The sequence below is a fragment of the Chryseobacterium formosense genome (assembly GCF_900116415.1).
GTDB lineage: Bacteria > Bacteroidota > Bacteroidia > Flavobacteriales > Weeksellaceae > Chryseobacterium > Chryseobacterium formosense.
In genome coordinates this window covers 38,730-60,578 of the sequence record NZ_FPAP01000002.1, presented here as the reverse complement: position 1 = coordinate 60,578, position 21,849 = coordinate 38,730, and the positions used below count along the sequence as shown (strand labels likewise).

18 protein-coding genes and 1 pseudogene are annotated in these 21,849 nt (G+C 33.6%); 15 read left to right on the top strand and 4 right to left on the bottom strand.

Features of this window, described 5'->3' with window-relative positions; all coding sequences use genetic code 11:
- From BM371_RS06435 to BM371_RS06415, 5 genes are all read left to right on the top strand, one after another.
- Window positions 1-2,448, top strand: a complete 2,448-nt coding sequence (locus BM371_RS06435; RefSeq protein WP_034672886.1) for a bifunctional UDP-N-acetylmuramoyl-tripeptide:D-alanyl-D-alanine ligase/alanine racemase — start codon at window positions 1-3, stop codon at window positions 2,446-2,448.
- 3 nt (window positions 2,449-2,451) lie between these two features.
- The gene (locus BM371_RS06430; RefSeq protein WP_051882514.1) at window positions 2,452-4,608 is read left to right on the top strand and encodes a patatin-like phospholipase family protein; all 2,157 of its coding nucleotides are present in this window, start codon (window positions 2,452-2,454) and stop codon (window positions 4,606-4,608) included.
- Between the two features lie 4 nt (window positions 4,609-4,612).
- On the top strand, window positions 4,613-5,020 hold the full coding sequence (ybeY, locus tag BM371_RS06425; protein WP_034672889.1) for an rRNA maturation RNase YbeY: 408 nt from the start codon (window positions 4,613-4,615) through the stop codon (window positions 5,018-5,020).
- A 204-nt stretch (window positions 5,021-5,224) separates the two neighbouring features.
- Entirely contained in the window at window positions 5,225-7,087 is a 1,863-nt protein-coding gene (mnmG, locus tag BM371_RS06420) for a tRNA uridine-5-carboxymethylaminomethyl(34) synthesis enzyme MnmG (RefSeq protein WP_034672891.1), read from the top strand.
- A 104-nt stretch (window positions 7,088-7,191) separates the two neighbouring features.
- Window positions 7,192-8,013 carry a class I SAM-dependent methyltransferase gene (locus BM371_RS06415; protein WP_034672893.1) on the top strand — a complete coding sequence of 274 codons (822 nt, stop codon included), beginning with the start codon at window positions 7,192-7,194 and terminating at the stop codon, window positions 8,011-8,013.
- A gap of 571 nt (window positions 8,014-8,584) precedes the next feature.
- On the opposite strand, the gene BM371_RS06410 is transcribed toward BM371_RS06415, so the two are convergent.
- Complete coding sequence (locus tag BM371_RS06410; RefSeq protein WP_034672896.1) at window positions 8,585-9,775, bottom strand: phosphoglycerate kinase; 1,191 nt, start codon at window positions 9,773-9,775, stop codon at window positions 8,585-8,587.
- 814 nt (window positions 9,776-10,589) lie between these two features.
- On the opposite strand from BM371_RS06410, the gene rpiB reads away from it, so the two are divergent.
- From rpiB to tsaB, 10 genes and pseudogenes are all read left to right on the top strand, one after another.
- On the top strand, window positions 10,590-11,024 hold the full coding sequence (gene rpiB / locus BM371_RS06405; protein WP_034672898.1) for a ribose 5-phosphate isomerase B: 435 nt from the start codon (window positions 10,590-10,592) through the stop codon (window positions 11,022-11,024).
- Between the two features lie 226 nt (window positions 11,025-11,250).
- A complete protein-coding gene (locus tag BM371_RS20670) occupies window positions 11,251-11,469 on the top strand; it encodes a DUF1016 N-terminal domain-containing protein (RefSeq protein WP_051882515.1) in 219 nt (72 codons plus the stop codon).
- On the top strand, window positions 11,463-11,753 hold the full coding sequence (locus BM371_RS20665) for a PDDEXK nuclease domain-containing protein (protein WP_051882516.1): 291 nt from the start codon (window positions 11,463-11,465) through the stop codon (window positions 11,751-11,753). Before BM371_RS20670 ends, BM371_RS20665 begins: the two co-directional genes overlap by 7 nt.
- Window positions 11,754-11,762: 9 nt before the next feature.
- On the top strand, window positions 11,763-13,913 hold the full coding sequence (gene rnr, locus BM371_RS06390; protein WP_034672900.1) for a ribonuclease R: 2,151 nt from the start codon (window positions 11,763-11,765) through the stop codon (window positions 13,911-13,913).
- A 131-nt stretch (window positions 13,914-14,044) separates the two neighbouring features.
- A complete protein-coding gene (locus BM371_RS06385) occupies window positions 14,045-14,767 on the top strand; it encodes a LysE family translocator (protein ID WP_051882517.1) in 723 nt (240 codons plus the stop codon).
- Window positions 14,727-15,653 (top strand): S66 peptidase family protein, encoded by a 927-nt coding sequence (locus tag BM371_RS06380; RefSeq protein WP_034672903.1) that lies wholly within the window; start codon window positions 14,727-14,729, stop codon window positions 15,651-15,653. The genes BM371_RS06385 and BM371_RS06380 overlap by 41 nt, the downstream gene beginning before the upstream one ends.
- Window positions 15,654-15,686: 33 nt before the next feature.
- Window positions 15,687-16,061: pseudogene (locus BM371_RS06375) on the top strand (YraN family protein); the annotation flags it as partial.
- Between the two features lie 83 nt (window positions 16,062-16,144).
- Window positions 16,145-16,897: an SDR family NAD(P)-dependent oxidoreductase gene (locus BM371_RS06370; protein ID WP_034672908.1), complete on the top strand. Its 753-nt coding sequence runs from the start codon at window positions 16,145-16,147 to the stop codon at window positions 16,895-16,897.
- A 13-nt stretch (window positions 16,898-16,910) separates the two neighbouring features.
- Window positions 16,911-17,342 carry a hypothetical protein gene (locus BM371_RS06365; RefSeq protein WP_034672910.1) on the top strand — a complete coding sequence of 144 codons (432 nt, stop codon included), beginning with the start codon at window positions 16,911-16,913 and terminating at the stop codon, window positions 17,340-17,342.
- Between the two features lie 53 nt (window positions 17,343-17,395).
- Window positions 17,396-18,079 (top strand): tRNA (adenosine(37)-N6)-threonylcarbamoyltransferase complex dimerization subunit type 1 TsaB, encoded by a 684-nt coding sequence (gene tsaB / locus BM371_RS06360; protein ID WP_034672911.1) that lies wholly within the window; start codon window positions 17,396-17,398, stop codon window positions 18,077-18,079.
- A 15-nt stretch (window positions 18,080-18,094) separates the two neighbouring features.
- Here the strand turns inward: tsaB and porW are convergent, their stop codons facing one another.
- The 3 genes from porW to BM371_RS06345 all read right to left on the bottom strand — a co-directional run bounded on the left by porW (window position 18,095) and on the right by BM371_RS06345 (window position 21,843).
- Entirely contained in the window at window positions 18,095-20,674 is a 2,580-nt protein-coding gene (gene porW, locus BM371_RS06355; RefSeq protein WP_228376693.1) for a type IX secretion system periplasmic lipoprotein PorW/SprE, read from the bottom strand.
- An 86-nt stretch (window positions 20,675-20,760) separates the two neighbouring features.
- Window positions 20,761-21,315, bottom strand: coding sequence for a Maf family nucleotide pyrophosphatase (locus tag BM371_RS06350; protein ID WP_034676899.1), 555 nt, complete (start codon window positions 21,313-21,315; stop codon window positions 20,761-20,763).
- A gap of 9 nt (window positions 21,316-21,324) precedes the next feature.
- Window positions 21,325-21,843: a KdsC family phosphatase gene (locus BM371_RS06345; RefSeq protein ID WP_034672912.1), complete on the bottom strand. Its 519-nt coding sequence runs from the start codon at window positions 21,841-21,843 to the stop codon at window positions 21,325-21,327.
- Window positions 21,844-21,849 lie beyond the last annotated feature (6 nt).

The following is a 21,849-nucleotide window of genomic DNA, read 5'->3' as shown; positions in this document are numbered from 1 at the left end:
ATGAACTACACTATAAATCAAATCGCAGAAATCACCAATTCAAAAGTTATTGGAGACAGAAGTTTAATGATCAAAAACATTGCTTTTGACAGCAGAATTATTTATTCTACTAAAAATACTGCGTTTATTGCCATCAATACTCATAAAAATTCAGGGGAAAAATTTATTGAATCTGCTATTGACAGAGGAATCAATGTTATTATTTCTGAACATCAATTCCCGCAATTTGAAAATATAACTTGGATTATTGTTGAAAATTCGGTGGAGTTTCTTCAAAAATTATCCAAGTTTCATTTCGAAAATTCTCATTTAAAATCGATCGGAATTACGGGAAGTAATGGAAAAACTATTTTAAAAGAATGGTTGTATCAATGCCTTTGGAACGAATTTCCTACGGTAAAAAGTCCGAAAAGTTTTAATTCTCAAATCGGTCTTCCGCTTTCTCTGCTTCAGATAAATGATTCTCACGAACTTGGAATTTTTGAAGTCGGGATTTCCAAACCAAACGAAATGGAAAAACTGGAAACTATTTTCCATCCGCAAATTGGTTTGCTTACGCATATCGGAACTGCTCACTTGGCGAATTTTAAATCGGAAGACGAGTTGATTGATGAAAAAATTAAACTCTTCAAAGATTCCGAAGTTATCATTTACAACGGTGACAATTTATCGGTTGATAAAAAAGTAAGAGAATTATATTCTGATAAAAAATTAATCTCTTACGGTTTCAAAGATTACAACCACGTTTACTTTAAAAACAATATCTCGAAAAACGAAGACGTTGTTGTACAATATTTTGATGAAGAAATATCTTTTCCCGCTCATCAAAGAGACGAAGCGACGTTAACTAATGCTTTGGCGCTTTTAACAGTTTTAAAGGAGTTAGGAGTCGAAAATAAAAAGATCGTCGAGAAAATCAACGCTCTGAAGGCCGTTGAAATGAGGCTTGAAGCGATTGAAGGAATTAAGAGTAATATTGTGATTAATGATTCTTTCAATCTTGACCTCGATTCTCTGAAAACTGCTCTTCAATTTTTAAATGAATACAATAAACCGAAGAAATCTTTGGTGTTAACAGATATTGTTGGAGTCAATTCAAATTCTAAAGAACTGTATGAGGAAGTTTCGGATTTGGTAAATGAACAAAAATTTGATTCTGTTTTCCTGATCGGCGATGAAATATCAAAATTTAGTGAATTATTTAAAGCTAAAACTTTTACTTTTATTAATACTCAGGAATTAGTTGACAGTAAACATCTTACTGAACTTGAAAATCAGATCATATTACTAAAAGGGGCAAGAAAATTTGAGATTGAAAAGCTTAAAGACATTCTTGAACTCAGAAAGCACGACACTGTTTTAGAAATTAACCTCAATGCAATCCTTCATAACATCAATTATCATAAATCTTTACTGAAGCCAACCACAAAAATGATGGCCATGGTAAAAGCAAACTCATATGGCTTAGGAAGTTATGAGATTTCAGAATTTTTACAGCATCATCACATCGATTATTTGGGAGTAGCTTTTGTGGATGAAGGAGTTGAACTTCGAAAAAAAGGAATTACCGTTCCTATTGTTGTCATGAATCCGGAGCAACACAGTTATGAAACGGTGATTGAATATAATTTAGAACCTGAAATTTACAGTTTCCGTGTTTTGGAATTATTTTATCAGGCAGTTCAGAAATCGGGTTATGATAAAAATTATCCTATTCATATCAAATTGGAGACAGGAATGCATCGTCTTGGTTTTAAGGAATATGAATTGGATCAATTAAGCCAGACTTTAGATCATAAAAATTTAAAAGTTCAAAGTATTTTCAGCCATCTTTCGTCTTCAGATATACCGGAAGAAAAAGAATTTACTTTAAATCAGCTAAAAACTTTTGAAAAAAATTCAACCTATTTAATAGAAAAATTGGGATACACTCCTATCCGTCATATTTTAAATTCATCAGGAATTACCAGCTATACCGATCATCAATATGATATGGTAAGAATCGGGATCGGAATGTTAGGAGAATCACCAAATAGTGAAATACAAAAGCAACTGCATTCTGTTGTAAGCTTTAAAACCGTAATTTCACAAATTTCTGTTGTAGACAATGGAGAATCTGTAGGGTATAGCCGTAGATTTAAAGCAGATCATAAAACAAAAATCGCCACCATTCCTGTAGGATATGCCGACGGAATTCCGAGATTAATTGGAAACCAGATAGGAAATGTGGGAATTAATAAAACTCTCGCTCCGATTGTCGGTAGCATTTGTATGGACATGATGATGATTAAAGTAGACGATGTTCCCAATGTAAAAGAAGGCGATACGGTAACTGTTTTTAATGCTAAACCAAGCTTAAAAGAATTCGCAGAATACTGCAAAACGATAACCTATGAAGTTCTAACCTCCATTTCGCCACGTGTGAAACGGATTTATGTAAAAGATTAGCCTATGAGAAAGCTCCTGATCCTATTATTTGCATTCCAATTACTTCTGATACAGTCACAGGTAAAAAAGAATCTTGTGATTCCGAAAAATCCAAGAATCGGGCTTTCACTGGCAGGTGGCGGAGCAAAAGGTTTTTCTCACGTCGGCGTTCTCAAAGTATTAGATTCTTTAGGGGTTAAAGTCGATTATATTTCAGGAACAAGTATGGGTGCTATTGTCGGAGGTTTGTATGCGTCTGGTTATTCCGGGAAAGAAATCGAAAAAATTGTAATGGATACTGATTTCTATTCATTGATACGTGATCCAAAATCAAGAAAAGAAAGTACTTTTTTCAATAAATCAGTCGATAAATATCTTTTTTCAATTCCTCTGAAAAACGGAAAAATAACCCTTCCCTCTTCCATCAGCTCCGGACAAAAGAATGTCTATCTTTTAAAAGAATTATTTAAAAACGTTTCAAGCGTTAATGATTTTTCAAAACTGCCAATTCCTTTCATGTGCATCGCCACAAATCTCGAAAGCGGAAATATGGAAATTTTTGAAAAAGGAGATTTGGTACAGTCTATCATGGCAAGTTCGGCATTTCCTTCTTTAATGGATCCTGTGAAGATTGGCGACAGTATTTATATTGATGGAGCAATGACGGTAAATTATCCTTCAAAGCCATTAAAAGAAAAAGGAATTGATATTGTAATTGGGGTCGACCTGAATCAGGATCTTTCAAAAAGAGAAGATTTAAATAACATTATAGCAATATTAAACCAGGTAATTGATTTCGGAATTCAAAAAGATACCAGAAGACAATATAAATATACGGATATCAACATTAAGCCCAATCTAACCGGAATGACAGCAACAAGCTACGATGACAAGAAAAAAATTCTGGATAGCGGTTATGTTGAAGGGCTGAAGTATGCGGCAATTCTGGATCAACTCCCTAAACGTGAATTTGACCGTCTTAGACAGCCCATAAATCAAATTTATTCTAATGTTTATAAGATTGATAGCATTTCGATAGAAGGAGGCCGTATTTACGGTAAAAACTATGTTCTCGGTAAAATGGGACTGCGTCTTCCATCCATGCAGACATACGGAAGTATCAACAAAGGTTTAGACAAACTTATTGCTACAAACAACTATCGATTCATCAATTACGACATTGTTACAGAAAATAATTTTAATTACCTTAAATTATATGTTACCGAAGATGAAGCAAGACATTTTCTGAAAGTCGGTTTGCATTATGATGAAATTTTCAAAACTGGTCTTCTGTTAAATTATTCAGCAAAAAGATTGTTATTTAAAAATTCAAACTTATCCTTAGATGTTGTTGTCGGAGATAAGCCGAGATATTATTTAAACTATTTTATTGATAATGGCTACATTCCTGGCTTTGGTATTTACTCTTCCGGAATGAGTTTCGATTTGAGAGGAAATGATAATATAAGCATAGATAAGTGGCAGTGGTTACGAAACGAAGCTTATATACAATCTGTATGGAAAGATAAATTTGCAATCGGAGCAGGAATCAGTCATGATTATTTTGAAGCAGATATGAATGGTTTAAATAAAAGATACAACCGCTTTCTGAATCCGTACGTATTTTTAAAAAGCGATACCCAAAATGACCGCGATTTTCCAACCAGAGGATTTTATCTAAACGCTGAAGGTAAAGTGATCGATCTTCTCAAATCTGAAGTCGACAAACGTCTTATCCAAGTAAAAACTGATGTAAGAATTAATTTACCACTTATCAGAAAGCTGAGCTATCATTTAAATCTTTATGGCGGAATTACAATTGGAGAAAATCTGCCACAGTTCTACCAGTACAGATTGGGTGGAATTTTTGAGCAGAATATTATCAACTTTCACAATTTTGCAGGATTTTATTTCGCTCAGCTTAATACCAATAATGTGGTCTTGATTTCAAACGATCTGCAATTCAAATTTTATAAAAACTTATTCCTGAGCGGTAATTTTTCTTTTGCCAACCTTTCAAACGATATTACTTTCGAAGATGCGGTAAAGGTTAATTATAGCTCATTGGGAGCAACTATAGGCTACAGATCTCCGTTTGGACAGATCAAATTCAATTTCAGCCATTCACTAAAAAACAATCAAAAAAGCATATTCAGTGTTATTTTAGGACACTGGTTTTAATACAATGATACAATTCTTTTACGAAAACTTACCCGAATCTGTAAATACAGACTACAAAACATGGCTGGAAGAAATTATTCTTTCAGAAGGAAAAAAAGTCGGCGAAATCAATTATATCTTCTGTGACGACGAATATTTATTAAAAGTAAATCAGGATTATTTACAGCACGATTACTATACCGATATCATTACATTCGACTATGTTAAAGGCAAAACAATAAGCGGCGAGATTTTCGTATCTTTGCAGCGCATTTCAGACAACGCTTCTACCCTTTCCAAAAATTTCGAAGAAGAACTGAGAAGAGTTTTGGCTCACGGTATTCTTCATCTTAGCGGATATAAAGATAAAACCGAGGAAGAAGAAAAGTTGATGCGAAGCAAAGAAGATTTTTATTTAGCAAAATACAATTAAGTTTTATTTTTTTAGAAGCTTAATCCCGCTCTCCGCACTCGCTATTTTCTTTTTTTCAAAAAGAAAATAAGCTCAAACAATTGCTGCGATCGGGGCTAAAAACACAGCATATAGGCGATTATAGCCTATAATTTACAATAATGTTTCACGTGAAACATTTATAAAAAAGATTAAAATTTAAGGCTTAAAATAAGCAATAAAGAAATGATTTCAGAAATATATGACGTAATTGTAGTTGGTGCCGGTCACGCAGGATGTGAAGCAGCAGCTGCAGCAGCCAATTTGGGTTCAAAAACGCTGCTTGTTACAATGAACATGCAGACTATTGGACAGATGAGCTGCAACCCTGCAATGGGAGGAATTGCAAAAGGACAAATTGTACGAGAAATCGATGCAATGGGAGGATATTCAGGAATAATAGCAGATAAATCTGCTATACAATTCAAGATGCTTAATCTTTCCAAAGGTCCTGCAATGTGGTCTCCAAGAACTCAAAATGACAGAATGCTTTTTGCAGAAGAATGGCGTTTAGCATTAGAAAACACCCCGAACCTGGATTTCTTTCAGGATATGGTAAAACAGCTTATTATCGAAAACGGTAAAGCTGCAGGAGTTGTAACTTCATTAGGAATCGAGATCAGATCAAAATCTGTAGTTCTTACAAACGGAACATTTCTGAATGGTCTTATACACGTTGGCGACAAGCAATTAGGCGGTGGAAGAATGGGTGAACCGAGAGCTTTTGGCATCACCGAACAATTGGTTTCTTTGGGTTTTGAAGCAGGAAGAATGAAGACCGGTACTCCACCGAGAGTAGATGGAAGAAGCCTTGACTATTCCAAAATGGAAGAACAAAAAGGAGATGAAAACCCTCAAAAATTCAGCTATTTAGACACACCTAAATTAACCAAACAATTAAGCTGTCACATCGTTTACACTAACGAAACAGTTCATGATATTTTACGTGAGGGATTCGACAGAAGCCCTATGTTTAATGGTACAATCCAAAGTTTAGGTCCAAGATATTGTCCAAGTATTGAGGATAAAATCAATCGTTTTGCTGAAAGAAACAGACATCAGCTTTTCGTAGAACCTGAAGGTTGGAAAACAGTAGAAATCTATGTCAATGGGTTCAGTTCTTCACTTCCTGAAGATGTTCAGATTAAAGCAATGAAACATATCCCTGGATTCGAAAATGTAAAAGTGTTTCGTCCTGGATATGCCATTGAATACGATTACTTCCCTCCTACCCAATTAAAGCATACCTTAGAAACAAAATTAGTAGATAATTTATATTTCGCAGGTCAAATTAATGGTACAACTGGATATGAAGAAGCAGCAGGACAAGGTTTAATTGCAGGAATCAATGCTCACAATAAAGTAAAAGAAAAGGAAGAATTTATTCTCAACAGAGACGAAGCATATATCGGCGTTTTAGTAGATGATTTAATTACAAAAGGAACTGAAGAACCGTACAGAATGTTTACTTCCAGAGCAGAATATAGGCTTCTTTTAAGACAGGATAATGCAGATATAAGGTTAACGGAAAAAGCTTTTGAACTTGGTTTAGCAAAAGAAGAAAGATTAAAAAGAGTTCAGGAGAAGGTAGCTAAAAGCCAGGAACTTGAGACCTTTTTACGAGAAACTTCTTTAAAACCTGGAGTTATTAATCCTATTTTAGAAAGCATAGAAAGTAATCCGGTAGATCAGGCCTACAGAGCATCTCAGTTCCTAACAAGACCAAATATTACCTTAGAAAAATTAGATAATATCGATGTTATAAAAGAATTTACTTCTCAATTTGATGACGAAGTAAGAGAACAGGCAGAGGTAAATATTAAATACAAAGGCTATATCGAAAAGGAAAAAGAAAATGTAGCAAAACTAAATCGTCTAGAAAATGTAAAGATTCCGGAAGATTTTGATTATTTAAAAATATCAAGTTTATCTGCGGAAGCAAAACAAAAAATGAATAATGTAAGACCAAAAACAGTAGCTCAAGCTGGTAGAATAAGTGGTGTTTCTCCTGCCGATATCAACGTTTTATTGGTCTATTTAGGACGATAATTAAGAGATGTTTCACGTGAAACATAGAAACAATTTGAATAAAGTTAATTGAAATTTGAGGCTGAAAACAGCTTCAAATTTCATTTTAAATTAAGATATAAATAATGAAAATTAAAGATCATTTTCTTTCACAGGAAATTTTTGAGATTAAAGAAACGGAAACAGAAGGTGTTTTCAAAACTACCCCTATTCCATCCAATATTTCAAAATATTATGAAAGTGAAGATTACATTTCTCATCATCAGGACTCAGGAAGTTTGAAAGAAAAACTTTATAAATTCTTACAATCTTTCAATTTACAGTATAAAAAAACAATTCTTTTAGACAGAATTAAAAAAGGTTCAAGAGTTTTAGATTACGGATGTGGTGCAGGAGAATTTGTAAAATACATAGAAAACGATTTCGAAACTTTCGGGTTTGAGCCAAATTCTAATGCCAGAAATGCAGCAAAAAATAAGATTTCAAAAGCTACAGTTTTAGATAATATCAACACTATTGACGATCAAAGTTTAGATGCCATTACACTCTGGCATGTCTTCGAGCACGTGGAAAATCAAGATGAAATGCTTGAAATCTTTAACAAAAAATTAAAAGAAAAAGGATTACTCATTATCGCTGTTCCGAACCCCACTTCTTACGACGCAAAACATTATCAAGAATATTGGGCAGCTTATGATGTACCAAGACACGTCTATCATTTTTCAAAAAAAGGAATGGAAAATCTGATCTCGAAGAAACCAAATTGGAAAATGAGAAAAATTAAACCTCTGGTTTTAGATTCATACTACATCTCTATGTTGAGCGAAAAATATAAAAAATCTCCTCTTTTTTTGCTAAAAGCTACCATCTACGGAACGATTTCTAACGTAAAAGCACTTTTTTCGAACGAATTTTCAAGTTTGATCTATATTATCGAGAAAAAGTAGAAAATCGATTTTTGAACCGTTTCTAAAGGTCAATTTTCAGTATTATTAGAAGAAAAACTATAAACTCAGGAATTTTTCTTGAGTTTTTCTTTTTTTACTCTACCCTACTTTCTAATTTTCACATGAAATTTTACAACGAATGATGAAATAATCTTTAGCACAAGAATTACTATTCATAGAAAATTTAGCAAAAGGAAAAAAATATTATTAAAAAAATGCAAATTCTAAAAAAATAAAATTTAAGGCATGTCAAATTGAATCCTTATAAAAGTAAGCTAAAAATTAACAAACAATTTTTGATAATAAATACAAGCTAAAAATTGAAAAGTTGAAAAGTTGAAAAAAGTAAAAATTTCAAACTGAAAAAGTAAATTCATTTAGAAATACTATATTCTTATCTTAAAATTTAAATTATATATCAAGTATTGAAAAATTTCTATTTCTCGATTTTAAATATATTTCTAAGGGTCATTTTTTCGATTAAATTTTAAAAATTAAATTTTGAGAAATGTGTCCATAAAAAAGTCCGCTGAGTTTTTCAGCAGACTTTAATTTTCAAAAAATAAAATGTTTAATTATTAATTGCGGCAACCCCTGGAAGTTCTAAACCTTCAAGACTTTCAAGCATCGCACCACCTCCGGTAGAAACATAGCTTACTTTGTCGCCATAACCAAATTGTTTTACAAAAGCAACACTATCTCCACCTCCTACTAAAGAAAATGCACCTTGTTTTGTAGCTTCCGCAATACTGTCACCTAAAGCAATGGTACCTGCAGCAAAGTTTGACATTTCGAAAACTCCTATAGGACCGTTCCACAAAATTGTTCTTGAATCTAGTAATACATCATTGAACTGATCTCTGGATTTCGAACCTGCATCAAGACCCATCCAACCTTCAGGAATTGAATAAATATCAACTTCTTTTCTATCTGCGTCATTACTGAAACTCTCTGCAATGATCGTATCAGAAGGAAGATATACTTTTACATTATGCTGTTTTGCTTTACCCAGGATTTCTAAAGCTAAAGGTAATTTATCTTCTTCTACTAATGAAGTTCCGATTTTACCTCCAAGAGCTTTAATAAATGTAAAAGCCATTCCGCCACCAATAATTAAATTGTCGATAGCAGGTAAAATATTTTCTATAATGGTAATTTTAGTTGAAACTTTAGATCCTCCAAGTATTGCAGTTACAGGTCTTTCTCCTGATTTTAATACTTTATCAATAGCTTTAAGTTCATTAGCCATCAGTAAACCGAAATATTTAGTTGAAGGAAAATATTTAGCAATTACTGCTGTAGAAGCGTGTGCTCTGTGAGCGGTACCAAAAGCGTCGTTCACGTAAGCATCTGCCAATTTAGAAAGTTTTTCTGCAAAAGCTTCATCGCCTTTTTCTTCTTCATTATGAAAACGTAGATTCTCCAACAAAAGGATTTCTCCTACTTTAAGTTCAGAAGCAGCCTGTTCTGCCTTCTCTCCTACACATTCTTCAACAAACTTTACTTCCTTACCTAATACATTAGAAACTTCTTCTACAATATGTTTAAGCGAAAATTCATCTTTAGCTTCTCCATTTGGTCTTCCCAAGTGAGCCATTAGAATTACATAACCTCCGTCTTTAAGAATTTTGTCAACAGTAGGTTTTACCGCAACTATTCTTGTATTGTCTGTAACTTTCAGCTGGTCATCCTGCGGAACATTAAAATCCACTCTTACAAGAGCTTTCTTTCCGTTAAAATTGAAATTATTGATTGTTTTCATATGCACTTTTATGTTATTTCTACACGATTATGAAATTGCTTTCTGCAAAACAGTTTAGTAAACCGTTGAACACTTCAATTTCATAAATTCTTTTTGATTTTTGTTTCACAAATGTAAGATTTTAAAGTTTCGCAAAAAATCGAAACCTCCAAAAGTTTTCAGAATTTTCCTGACAAACCCACCACTCACTAATCAACACTATTTTCTTTTTTTTAAAAATAAAGAGTGAATACTGTTGTTGAGTATTGTGAGTTTCGGGGATAACTTTAATGTTAAAACTTCATAACATATAATTTATTTGCAATTCATATTTAATTCACAAAATAAAACGCTGTAAATCTGATTTTTCGATGAGTTACTAACAAATATTGATAACTTTTCCACGATGTCGAATATGAATAACCGATTTATGGAGAAACTAAAGAATTCTCCGATAAAAGTTTTTGAAAATTTTTGTCCGAATATTTGGAAGCAATTTTCATTAATAAATTTTCGGATGATAAAAAACATTATTTTCAACAAAGTTTTCCACACTTATTCACAATGCTTTTAACATTTTGTTAGAATTTAATTAACAATTATTAGAATAATACCTTATCAATTATAGTTTAATGAAAATCAATGCTTTATGCTTTAAATAACCTTTTTTAAGTTATTTTTGAAAAAAATATTATTTGAATTGAATAATTGAAAATTCTTCAGAAATCCGGATTATTTAAAAAAAGTTTGAAAAAATCAGTTTTAATAAACCTTAAGCAATAAAGAAAATTAAAATAAGATTTACCGTAACTTTGTAATAGTAAATAAAGTAAAAATGAAAAGAAAAATTGCTATTGCATGTGATCACGCCGGTTTTGAATACAAAGAAATCTTGAAAAAATATCTTGAAGAAAACTTCGAGGTTCAGGATTTCGGAACTTTCTCTACAGATTCGGTTGATTATCCGGATTTTGTACATCCCGCTGCAACTTCAGTTGAAAACGGAGAAAACGAATTGGGAATTCTGATCTGCGGAAGCGGAAACGGCGTTCAGATCACAGCCAACAAACATCAGAAAATAAGATGTGCATTGTGTTGGATGCCGGAAATTGCTGTATTGGCAAGACAGCATAATGATGCCAATATGATTTCAATACCCGCAAGATTCATTGCAAAAGAGGTCGCTATAGAAATTGCAAATAAATTTCTTTCTACTAATTTTGAAGGTGGAAGACACCAAAACAGAGTTGATAAAATTGCATTTTGCTAAATTTGTAAAGGCTTGTAAATCAAATTACGAGCCTTGTTTATTTTTTATTTCATATATTTGCATTGTCCAACAGAATTTACCATACTGTTGATTCCTTTTGAAAATTTAAGATGCTTTATCAGAGTTCATCATAAAATTTTTTCTCTCCTTCTCCATATTTATTATAAATTTATACAAAAACTAAGTTTTGCGTTGTAAACAATAATGCTTAGAATAGAAACTCATAATGCTTGAAAATTCTCAAATACAATTTATTTCTGAAATTAAAAATAAAGTAAGAAATGCCCAGTACGAAGCAATGAAGGCGGTAAACGTTGCTTTGATCAATCTGTATTGGGAAATTGGAATGTCTATTTCAGAAAATCAGAATCAATTTAAATTTGAAATTTCAGATAAAGAGTATTTTATTGATTTGCTTCTTTTTCATAGACGGTTACAATGTTAGAATTAAAGATCGGTGAATTTTTACCTGAGTATAAAGGCAAAATGGAATTCTATTTGAATCTGCTTAATGATAAAATAAAATTACCTCACGAGAATGAAGCAATCGGAATTATTATCTGTAAAAGTAAAGACAGAACTGTTGTAGAATATTTATTAAAATCCAGTAATTTGCCGATAGGAATTACAACCTATTCAACGTCGGAAAAATTACCAAAAGATTATCAAAATTATTACCAAACACAAAAGAATTATCAGAAAAATTTGATAATTATATTAAAAATTTAAAAGAAAAAAATGCCAAAAAAGAAAAAATATATAAGTCAGAAAAACGACCATAAACTTATGGAAATCGGTAAGCTGATTATGAGGTTTATGAATCAGAACCAAACAAAATTATACAATTACAAGCAAATCTCAGACGGAATTGATTACAAAAATCCCCGACAGAGAGAAATGGTGATTCAGGCTTTGCATAAATTATTAGCAAACCAAAGAATTAAAGAAACCGAGAAAGGTAAATTCAGCATCAATCTTAATATTGCAGGAACTTTAACAGGAACCATCGATTTCAACCAGAGTGGAAATGCCTACGTAACGGTAGAAAATCTGAAAGATGATATTTTCATTCATTCAAAAAATGTGAAAGATGCTTTGCAGGGCGATAAAGTTTTAATTGTTACCTATAATTTTAAAGGTAAAAAGCTGGAAGGTTCTGTTTTAGAAGTTTTAGAAAGAAAACGTTCAGAATTTGTGGGAACTTTCCAATTGGTTCAGCATAAGGAATTCGGATTTGTGGTTTGTGATAAAAAGACCATCAATACCGATATTTTTATTCCAAAAGGAAAAATAAACGGAGCAGAAAACGGAAATAAAGTTGTTGTAAAAATGACCGAATGGAAACCGGGAGATAAAAATCCTGAAGGAGAAATTTTACAGGTTTTAGGAAATCCGGGAGAGCATGAAACCGAGATTCACTCTATTCTCGCAGAATACGGTTTACCGTACGAATTCCCGGAAGAAGTAGAAAGAGATGCCGACAAAATTGACCGCAGAATTACCGATGAAGAAGCTGCAAAGCGTTGGGATATGCGTGATGTTTTAACCTTTACGATTGACCCTAAGGATGCAAAAGATTTTGATGATGCTCTATCAATGAGAAAGCTGGAAAACGGAAACTGGGAAGTCGGGGTTCACATTGCAGACGTTTCTCATTATGTGGTTCCGGGAACTATTCTCGATGATGAAGCCTATGAAAGAGCGACTTCAGTTTATTTAGTCGACCGAGTTGTACCGATGCTTCCGGAAGTTTTGAGTAATGATGTTTGTTCGCTTCGTCCAAATGAAGATAAATATACATTCTCCGCAGTTTTTGAATTGAATGATAAAGCAGAAATTCAGAAACAGTGGTTTGGAAGAACAGTTATTCATTCCGACAGAAGATTCACATATGAAGAAGCTCAGGAAAGAATTGAGACCAAAGAAGGAGATTTGCAGGAAGAAATCAATGTTTTGGACAGATTGGCCAAAATTATGCGTGGTGAACGCATCAAAAACGGTGCAATTACGTTTGACAGAAGCGAAGTTCGATTCAATTTAGATGAAAACAATCAGCCGATTGGTGTTTATTTTAAAATCAGCAAAGATTCAAATCATTTGATTGAAGAATTTATGTTGTTGGCAAATAAAAAAGTTTCTGAATTTGTATCATTAAAAAAAGGAAGTCCAAACGGAAATACTTTTATTTACAGAATTCACGACGATCCGGATCCTGCAAAACTGGAAGCTTTGAGAGATTTTGTCTCTACTTTCGGATATAAAATGGACCTGGCAAATACCAAAAAAGTTGCGGAATCTTTAAATACTTTATTGAAAGATGTAAAAGGAAAAGGCGAAGAAAATATGATTGAAACTCTGGCGATGCGAAGTATGAGTAAAGCGGTCTATTCTACAGAACCGATTGGTCACTACGGTTTAGGATTCGATTATTATTCGCATTTCACCTCTCCTATCCGTCGTTATCCGGATTTGCTTGCCCATAGATTATTGCAGCATTATCTGGATGGAGGAAAATCTCCCGACAGAAATGAATTGGAAGAAAAAGCAAAACACTGCAGCGCAATGGAGCGTTTGGCCGCTGATGCAGAAAGAGATTCTATCAAATTTATGCAGGTGAAATTCATGGAAAAACATTTGGGAGAAACTTTCACTGGTGTTATTTCCGGAGTTGCCGAATTTGGTTTCTGGGTTGAAATTCCGGAAAATGGCGCAGAAGGTTTAATTAAACTTCGCGATTTGATGGATGATTCTTACACCTATGACAAAGCTACTCACGCAGTTTACGGTAACCGTACAGGAAATCGTTATCAGTTGGGAGATCAGGTTCAGATTAAAGTGGTAAAAGCCAATTTGATTGCAAAACAACTTGATTTTAAGATTGTTGAATAGAATTTTATAATTTTAAATATTAAAGATCACATTTTGTGGTCTTTTTTTATTTAAATTAGAATTAAAACAATAACCTTTTTAAACCTCAATAAAAATATAATCTTTAAATTTGGATTTGAAACAAATTTTTAATGTTTGAACTCATATTTTCTGCCATTGGTTTAGGCTTTATGCTGAGTCTCGTTTTTATCGGGCCCATTTTTTTCCTGTTGATCGAAACCAGCTTTACAAGAGGACCTAAACATGCTTTAGCGCTCGATTTTGGTGTCATTACGGCAGATTTGCTTTGTATTATTGCGGCGTATTATGCCAGTGCAGATATTGTACAGCTTATTGATAAACATCCAGGTTTTTACAGAATTACTTCCATCCTTATTCTCACATACGGAATAATCATGTTGATTACAAAAACCAAAATGCATATGCCCGGTGAAGAAAAACTGATCAGTCAGAATTACTTTAAAACATTTCTAAACGGGTTTTTATTAAACCTTCTGAATGTTGGGGTCATTCTTTTTTGGTTGGTAACGGTAATTGGTGTGAGAAATCAATATCCCGATACAGAAAGTGTTATTTTCTATCTGGGAATTGTAATTGCCACTTATCTTGCGATTGATTTTCTTAAAATATTTTTGGCAAAGCAGTTTCACGACAGGCTGACTCAAAGGTTAGCAAATAATATCAGAAAAGGTGTTGGTGTCGTATTGATTATTTTCAGTTTTTTTATCTTCTTACAGAGTTTTAAAATGTTTAATCAATTCGATAAACAACTTGAAGAAGCCGAGAAAAAAGAAGTAAAATTTAAAAAAACAAATGGAAAAAATATTCCCGAAACCACTAAAGAAAGGCGATAAAATAGCCATTATTTCCCCTGCTGGTTCAGTAGAACCTACTCAACTGGAAAAAGGTATAGAAATGATTAAATCTAAAGGTTATGAACCCGTTTTAGGTGAAAATCTTTATACCAAATTTTCAAATGGCTATAATTATGCTGGAACCGAAACAGAAAGGTTAAAAGATATGAACTGGGCCTTAAATGACAACGAAATCTCTGCAGTCTGGGCTTCAAGAGGTGGTTATGGCTGTCAACATTTATTGGAAAGTTTAAACTTAAAAGAATTCAGCAAAAATCCGAAATGGTATATCGGATATTCTGACAACACAGTTATTCAAAGTTATTTGCTGAAAAAAGGTTTTGCTTCCATTCACGGACAAACCATCAAAACTTCAAGTTTTGGAGTGACTGAAGAAAGTTATGATTTGCTTTTCGATATTTTAAAGGGTAAAAAGCCAAATTATAGCTTAAAATCGTATCAATTTAATAAAAAAGGGAATGTTCAAGGAGAATTGATTGGAGGGAATTTAGCATTAGTTTATGCGCTTTTAGGAACTAAATATTCATTTGATTTTAAAGATAAAATTTTATTTATTGAAGATATTGGCGAAAATTTCTATGCTTTAGACCGAATGATAATGAGTCTCGAATTAGCCGGAGTTTTCAATAAAATTAAAGGATTAATAGTCGGCGGAATGACCAATATGGGCGATGAAAAAGAGAATAAGCAATACGAAGAAAGCTTTGATGAATTTGCCTATAAACTGATTTCAGACAGAATTTCAAAGTATGATTTTCCTGTGATTTTTGGTTTCCCAAATGGTCATATTAAAGACAATCGACCTTTGATTATTGGAGCTGAAATTAAGGTAAAGGTCGAGGATAAGGTAAAGATTGAGTTTTAATCTACTCTAAAACTCTCCCACTCTAAAACTCAAAAAATGGCGGATCACAACGAACTTGGAAAAGAAGCAGAAAATCTTGCCGCAGATTATTTAATTAAAAACGGCTATAAAATTCTTGTGCGAAATTTTAGATTCAAGAAAAATGAAGTAGATATCATTGCCGAAAAAGATAATCAGATTATAGTGGTCGAAGTAAAAGCCAGATCTACAGATTTTTTCATTCTTCCTCAAGAAGCGGTTACAAAAGGTAAAATCAAATCTATTGTTTCGGCGGCGAATCATTTTATGGAAGAATTTAATAAAAATCAGGAAGTAAGATTTGATATTATTTCTGTTCTTCCTGACGAAAAAAGAAATTTAAACATAGAGCATATTGAGAATGCATTTGAGGCATTTGATGCAAATTAGCTTCTTTCTTTTGGCAGCAAACTATTAGTTTTTAATACACAAAAAAAGCCAGATGCTAAAAAGCTAATGGCAAAATCAAAATTATGAAAACAATACTCATCACCGGAGCAACTTCCGGAATAGGAAAAGCAACAGCAGAACTCTTAGCAAAACAGGGAAACAGAATTATTATTTGCGGAAGACGTGCTGAGGTTTTAGAGAAGGTAAAAAATGAATTATCAGCTTTAACCGAAATATTTAGTTTAAATTTTGATGTTCGAAATTTAGAAGAAGTTGAAAATGCTGTTTCATCACTTCCTGAAGAATGGAAAAATATTGATGTTCTTATTAATAATGCAGGAAATGCGCATGGTTTAGAGCCTCTTTCAGCAGGAAGTACAAATGATTGGGATAATATGATTGACGGAAATGTAAAAGGTCTTTTATACGTTTCAAAAACGCTGATTCCGATGATGAAAGAAAGAAGTTCAGGACAGATTATCAATATCAGTTCGGTTGCTGCAAGACAGACTTATGCGAATGGAGTTGTGTATTGTGCCACCAAAAAAGCTGTTGATGTAATTTCTGAAGGAATGAGAATCGAATTGACAGAATTTGGAATTCGTGTAACCAACATTCAACCGGGAGCTGTAGAAACCGATTTCTCATTGATTAGATTTAAAGGAGACCAGGAAAGAGCAGCGACCGTTTATGCCGGTTACGAAGCTTTGAAAGCTGAAGATATTGCCGATGCAATTGCGTATTGCATTAATGCCCCGCAACACGTTACGGTTTCGGATATGACAATTTATCCGAGTGCTCAAAGTGAACCGAGAACGATTTACAGAAAAGGATAATTTCAATTTGAAAATGAAACTCTTCCCACTTTTATTTTTCTTTTGCTGTATTCTTGGATATTCCCAGGCTTATTCAAAACAACAAAAACAATTGCTGTCTCTAACCAAAAAGCTGGATTCTTTGATGCAGAATAATGATTCTAAAATCTTAAATTTGTTTGAATCAAATGTTTCATTCGGTCATTCCAATGGATGGATTCAGAATCTGGATGATTTCAAAAAAGATTTATCGTCCAAAAAAGTGGTTTATAAAGAAATCAAACAGACCGAAGTTTCTGAGATCAAGAAGTTCAAGAATACTTTCAGTATCAGAAGAAAAATAAAAGTTTCAGGATTATATAAAAATGAAGACTTTGAAATGAATTTATCGCTGCTTGAGATTTGGATTAGAAACAAATCAGCGTGGAAATTGTGGAGTCGGCAAAGTGTGGAAATAATGCCATAAATTTGCACAGTAAAAGTAAAAGCTAGAATTGCTGTTTAAAATTTAATTTAAAAATGAAAATATTATATCTCGAAACTTCCTCCAAAAACTGTTCGGTAGCTATTTCTGATGGCGAGAAACTTTTGTGCGTTTGTGAAGAAGTTTCAGAAAATTATAAACAAAGCGAATCGCTGCATACATTTGTCGAATGGGCTTTAGAAGGCGCAAAATTGACCATGAAAGATATCGAAGCGGTTTCTTTGGGAAAAGGCCCTGGTTCTTATACTGGTTTAAGAATTGGTGCGGCTTCGGCAAAAGGTTTTTGTTACGGCTTAAAAATCCCTTTAGTAGCGGTTAATTCTATGGAAAGCATGATAGAGCCGTTTTTAGGGCAAAATTTTGATTATATCATCACTTTAGTCGACGCAAGAAGAATGGAGGTTTATACGGCCGTTTATGATGGCCAGACAGGAACTGAGATCTCGGCAACCGAAGCAAAAATTTTAGATGAAAATGCTTTCGAAGAATTTAAAGATAAAAAAGTTCTTTTTGTTGGCGATGGTGCATTAAAAACAAAAGATATTGTACAGCTTCCCAATGCTGAATTTAATGCAGACATCTACCCTTCTGCAAAATATTTGGTAAAGAAAACTTTAGAGAAAATAGAAAAAAAAGAGTTTGAAGATATTGCTTATTTCGAGCCCTTCTATCTAAAAGATTTTCATGGAGTAAAGAAAAAACAAAAAAGCGAAGAGTAAATCTTCGCTTTTCTTTTATTTATTCATCGGCTTTGCTTCAACAGGAGCTTCGAGTTTTTGCATCTGAGCGCCCTTTTTCATGTTATTGTTATTCTGAGGATTATTGTTCATCATCTGACTGTTATTATTCATCTGCATCTGATTATTCCCCGGAGCAATATTATTCTGATTATTTTGAGGAATATTTGTTGGTTTACCAGGTCCGTTGAACGGGCTGTTCTGAACCGCATTTCCTTTATTGTCTGTTGCCTTGAATGCCAAATCGCTTTTCAAATAATTAAGCATTTCTTTAGCTTTTAAACCTTCCGGAGTTTTGGCGTAGTTGAGAACAATCTGCTCAAGCTGAAGAATCATTACTTCCTTTCCGCTTGTTTTTCCGGCATTGAATGCATTCAGGAGATTCAGTTTCGGAATCATGGCATCTTTCGGATATTTAAGAATCACCTGATCTATTTTCCCCTGACTTTCCGTAAATTTTTCAGATTCGTAGAGTGCATAAGCCATTTTGTATTCGTTTTCAACTTCTTCTGACGATTTTACAAAAGAGTTATTCTTAGGATTTCTTACGAATTCTGCATAAGAAGTATAAGGATAATCGGTCAGTAAAATCTGCTTCGCTCTCGCTGCAATCTGCGGATTTTTCTCATAATTCATTGCAAAGATTTCATATAAAGCCTGCAACATTACTTTTTCTTCAGGTTTTACGTCTACCAGATCATACAATGTTTTTGTAGCTAAAGCAGTATTGGTAAAATAGTTCTGATACATGATTCCAAGTCCCAAAGAAGCGGTATCTCTGTCTTTTTTAAGCTGAGATAATTTTCCTGCATCAGATGGTATTTGTTCGATATAATAAGAAGGTTCAAAACGTCGCGGGTTGGGTGCAGAAGTTATTCCCAATGCTTCGTTTTTCATATCTTCAATCGTAGCCATTTTTTTAGAATAGCGCCAGTTATCAACCAAAGCACGATCTCCCCAAACCTGCTTAAATGTTGATGTACCTTTGCTTACCGTTCCTGTATTGCCGAAATAAAAACCTTTTTGCGCCACTCCGAAATCTTCAAAAGAATTTCCGCTGTTGGCAAATAAAGAATTGGCATTGTAATCTCCGGTATCAAAACCTTTGCTTCTCTCGGCACGTCTTCTCTCAAGTTCTTCTTTTTCTTCTTTGATTTTTAGTTTCTCAATATATTTTGCAAAATAATCAGTTTTCTGTGGCTCTGTCATTTTTGCCAATGTAAGAATACTGTCATTTTTCTTGATTAAATAATAGTTTTTTGAGATCTTTTTAATGTAATTCGACTGATCCTGCAACAAAATTTTTGAAGGTTGGTACGTCATTGAAGCCAATGCCGAATCATAGTAAGCTCCTGCTCCGATGTAATCGTTTCGGTCTAAATAATCTCTCCCGATTTCATAATAAGTCAAACCTCTCACCTGCGGATCAGAAACCTTCTCAAGCAATGATTTTCTGAAAAACTCCTGGCCTTCTTTCTTCTTCCCGGCTTTGGTAGCCATTAAACCTAAGGCATAATAAAACTCATTTTTTCTGGAACCATACGTTCCTTTTTTACTTATATTTTCAAGATAATCTTTTGCCCCTTCATAATTTCCTCTTCCATTAAAGGTTTTAGCAATCTCGATCTGTGATTTTACTTCAAATTCAAAATCATTCGCATATTTGTAAGCGGCCACAAAGCTTTCTCTGGCTAATTCTGATCTCCCCAATTCCTGTAAAACCTGACCTCTCAAAAAAGCAATTCTACTTTTCAGTTTTCTGTTACCATTTAATTCAAAAGCACGGTCCAGCTCTTTTACAGAAGCTTCTTTTTTACCCTGATCCAAAAGAGATTCTGCATAATAAATACTCAGCAGTTTCTCATGATCTTTGCTTAATTTTTCACTTTTCACCTTATCAAAAATCTCATCCGATTTGTGATAATTTTTAATCTGTGAATAAGCCAAAGCTTCATAAATATGAGCTAAAGGAAGCCTTTTGTCTTCCTTCATGTGGGTGAAAACGTAATTCAGTGCATCCAGTGCTTTCACGGCTTTACCCTGATAAATTCTTGATTGTGCTAAAATGATATAAGCATCAAAAATCACTTTATTTTTCTCCTCCCCTTTTCTGATGACAGAATATTTATTGATAGCTTTTAAGGCTTTTGCTTCTGCGATTTCCAAAACGGTTGCTCCTTTTGCAGCTTCCGGATTGTTGGCATCCTGAGGCATATTTCCGGGCATTCCGGGACCATTTGAAGGCATTCCAGGACCGGTTCTGCCAGATTGTTGCGATCGGTTTACTTCCGCCATTTTCATTGAGTTTTCGGCAAAAGCAGCAGACTGCCCCAAATCACTTCCTAAAGGCTGTTCTTCGTATGTCAGAATAGGAATATATGGCGCATAAAAATTGTCTTTATGGGCTTTATCTCTGTCTGTAAATTCACTGTTCAATGCGTCTTTTGCATTAAAAAGTGTATTATAATATGTTGAAAATCCTTTTAAAAACTTAGATCTCGCCTCCGGCTTTTTCACTTTCGTGCTGCAGGAAACGACAACGATTGCGGCTAAAAGGAGTAATATATTCTTTTTCATTATTTCAATATAACTCGCTAATTTACTTTTTATTATCAGCAGTTTGATGATTTTGTAAAAATAATAAAATTTTATTTTGAAAATATTTAGATTTCCTTCAAAATTTTATAGACCAAATGAGTGGGCAATCCCATGATGGTATAAAAGCTTCCGTTGATCTTTTTGATTTTCGACATTCCGAGCCATTCCTGAACTCCGTAGCTTCCTGCCTTATCGAAAGGTTTGTAATTTTTAATGTAAAAATCAATTTCCTCATCCAAAATTTCATCAAATTCTACATCGGCAACATCAGTTTCTGTAATGGTTTTATCTAATGTTTTAATCGTAATTCCGGTGTAAACCTGATGTGTTTTTCCGGATAATGACTGAAGCATTTCTTTGGCTTCATTTTCGTCTTTCGGTTTTCCGAGAAATTTATTATCATTTGCAACAACCGTATCGGCAGTCAGTAAAACTTCTCCCTCTAAAAGATTTCTGAACGCATTAGCTTTTAATTCAGATAAATACGCTGCAGCCTCTCCTACTTTTATATTTTCCGGTAAAATTTCTTCACAATCGATTTTTACAACTTCAAAATCAAACCCTAAGTTTAACAACAGTTCTTTCCTTCTCGGAGATTGCGATGCTAATAATATTTTCATCATTAAATTTTAAACAGATTGCGTATTATCATCGTGCCATTTCCCCTGAACTTTCATTACCTGTTCGATGACATCACGTACTGCTCCACTTCCACCTTTGATCTGAGAAATGTAATCTGCAATTCCTTTGATCTCAGGAACGGCATTTTCAGGACAGGTTGCAATCGCCGAATTCTGCATCATATGAAAATCCGGTAAATCGTCTCCCATGGTAAGAATCTGCTCGTTTTTAAGCTTATATTTTTTCTTAAAATCTTCATAATCTACCATCTTATCATGCGATTTTGCATAATAATCCTGAATTCCGAGATAACTGATACGGTGTCTCACCATTTCATCATTTCCACCGGTAATAACGCCAATGAGATAGTCGTTTTTTAAAGCTTTTACAACAGCATAACCATCCAGAACGTTCATTACACGGCTCATATTTCCACCGGGCATCAGATAAACGCTTCCGTCTGTGAAAACACCATCTACATCAAATACAAATGCTTTTATATCTTTTAATTTCTCTTTATAACTCATTTTAAT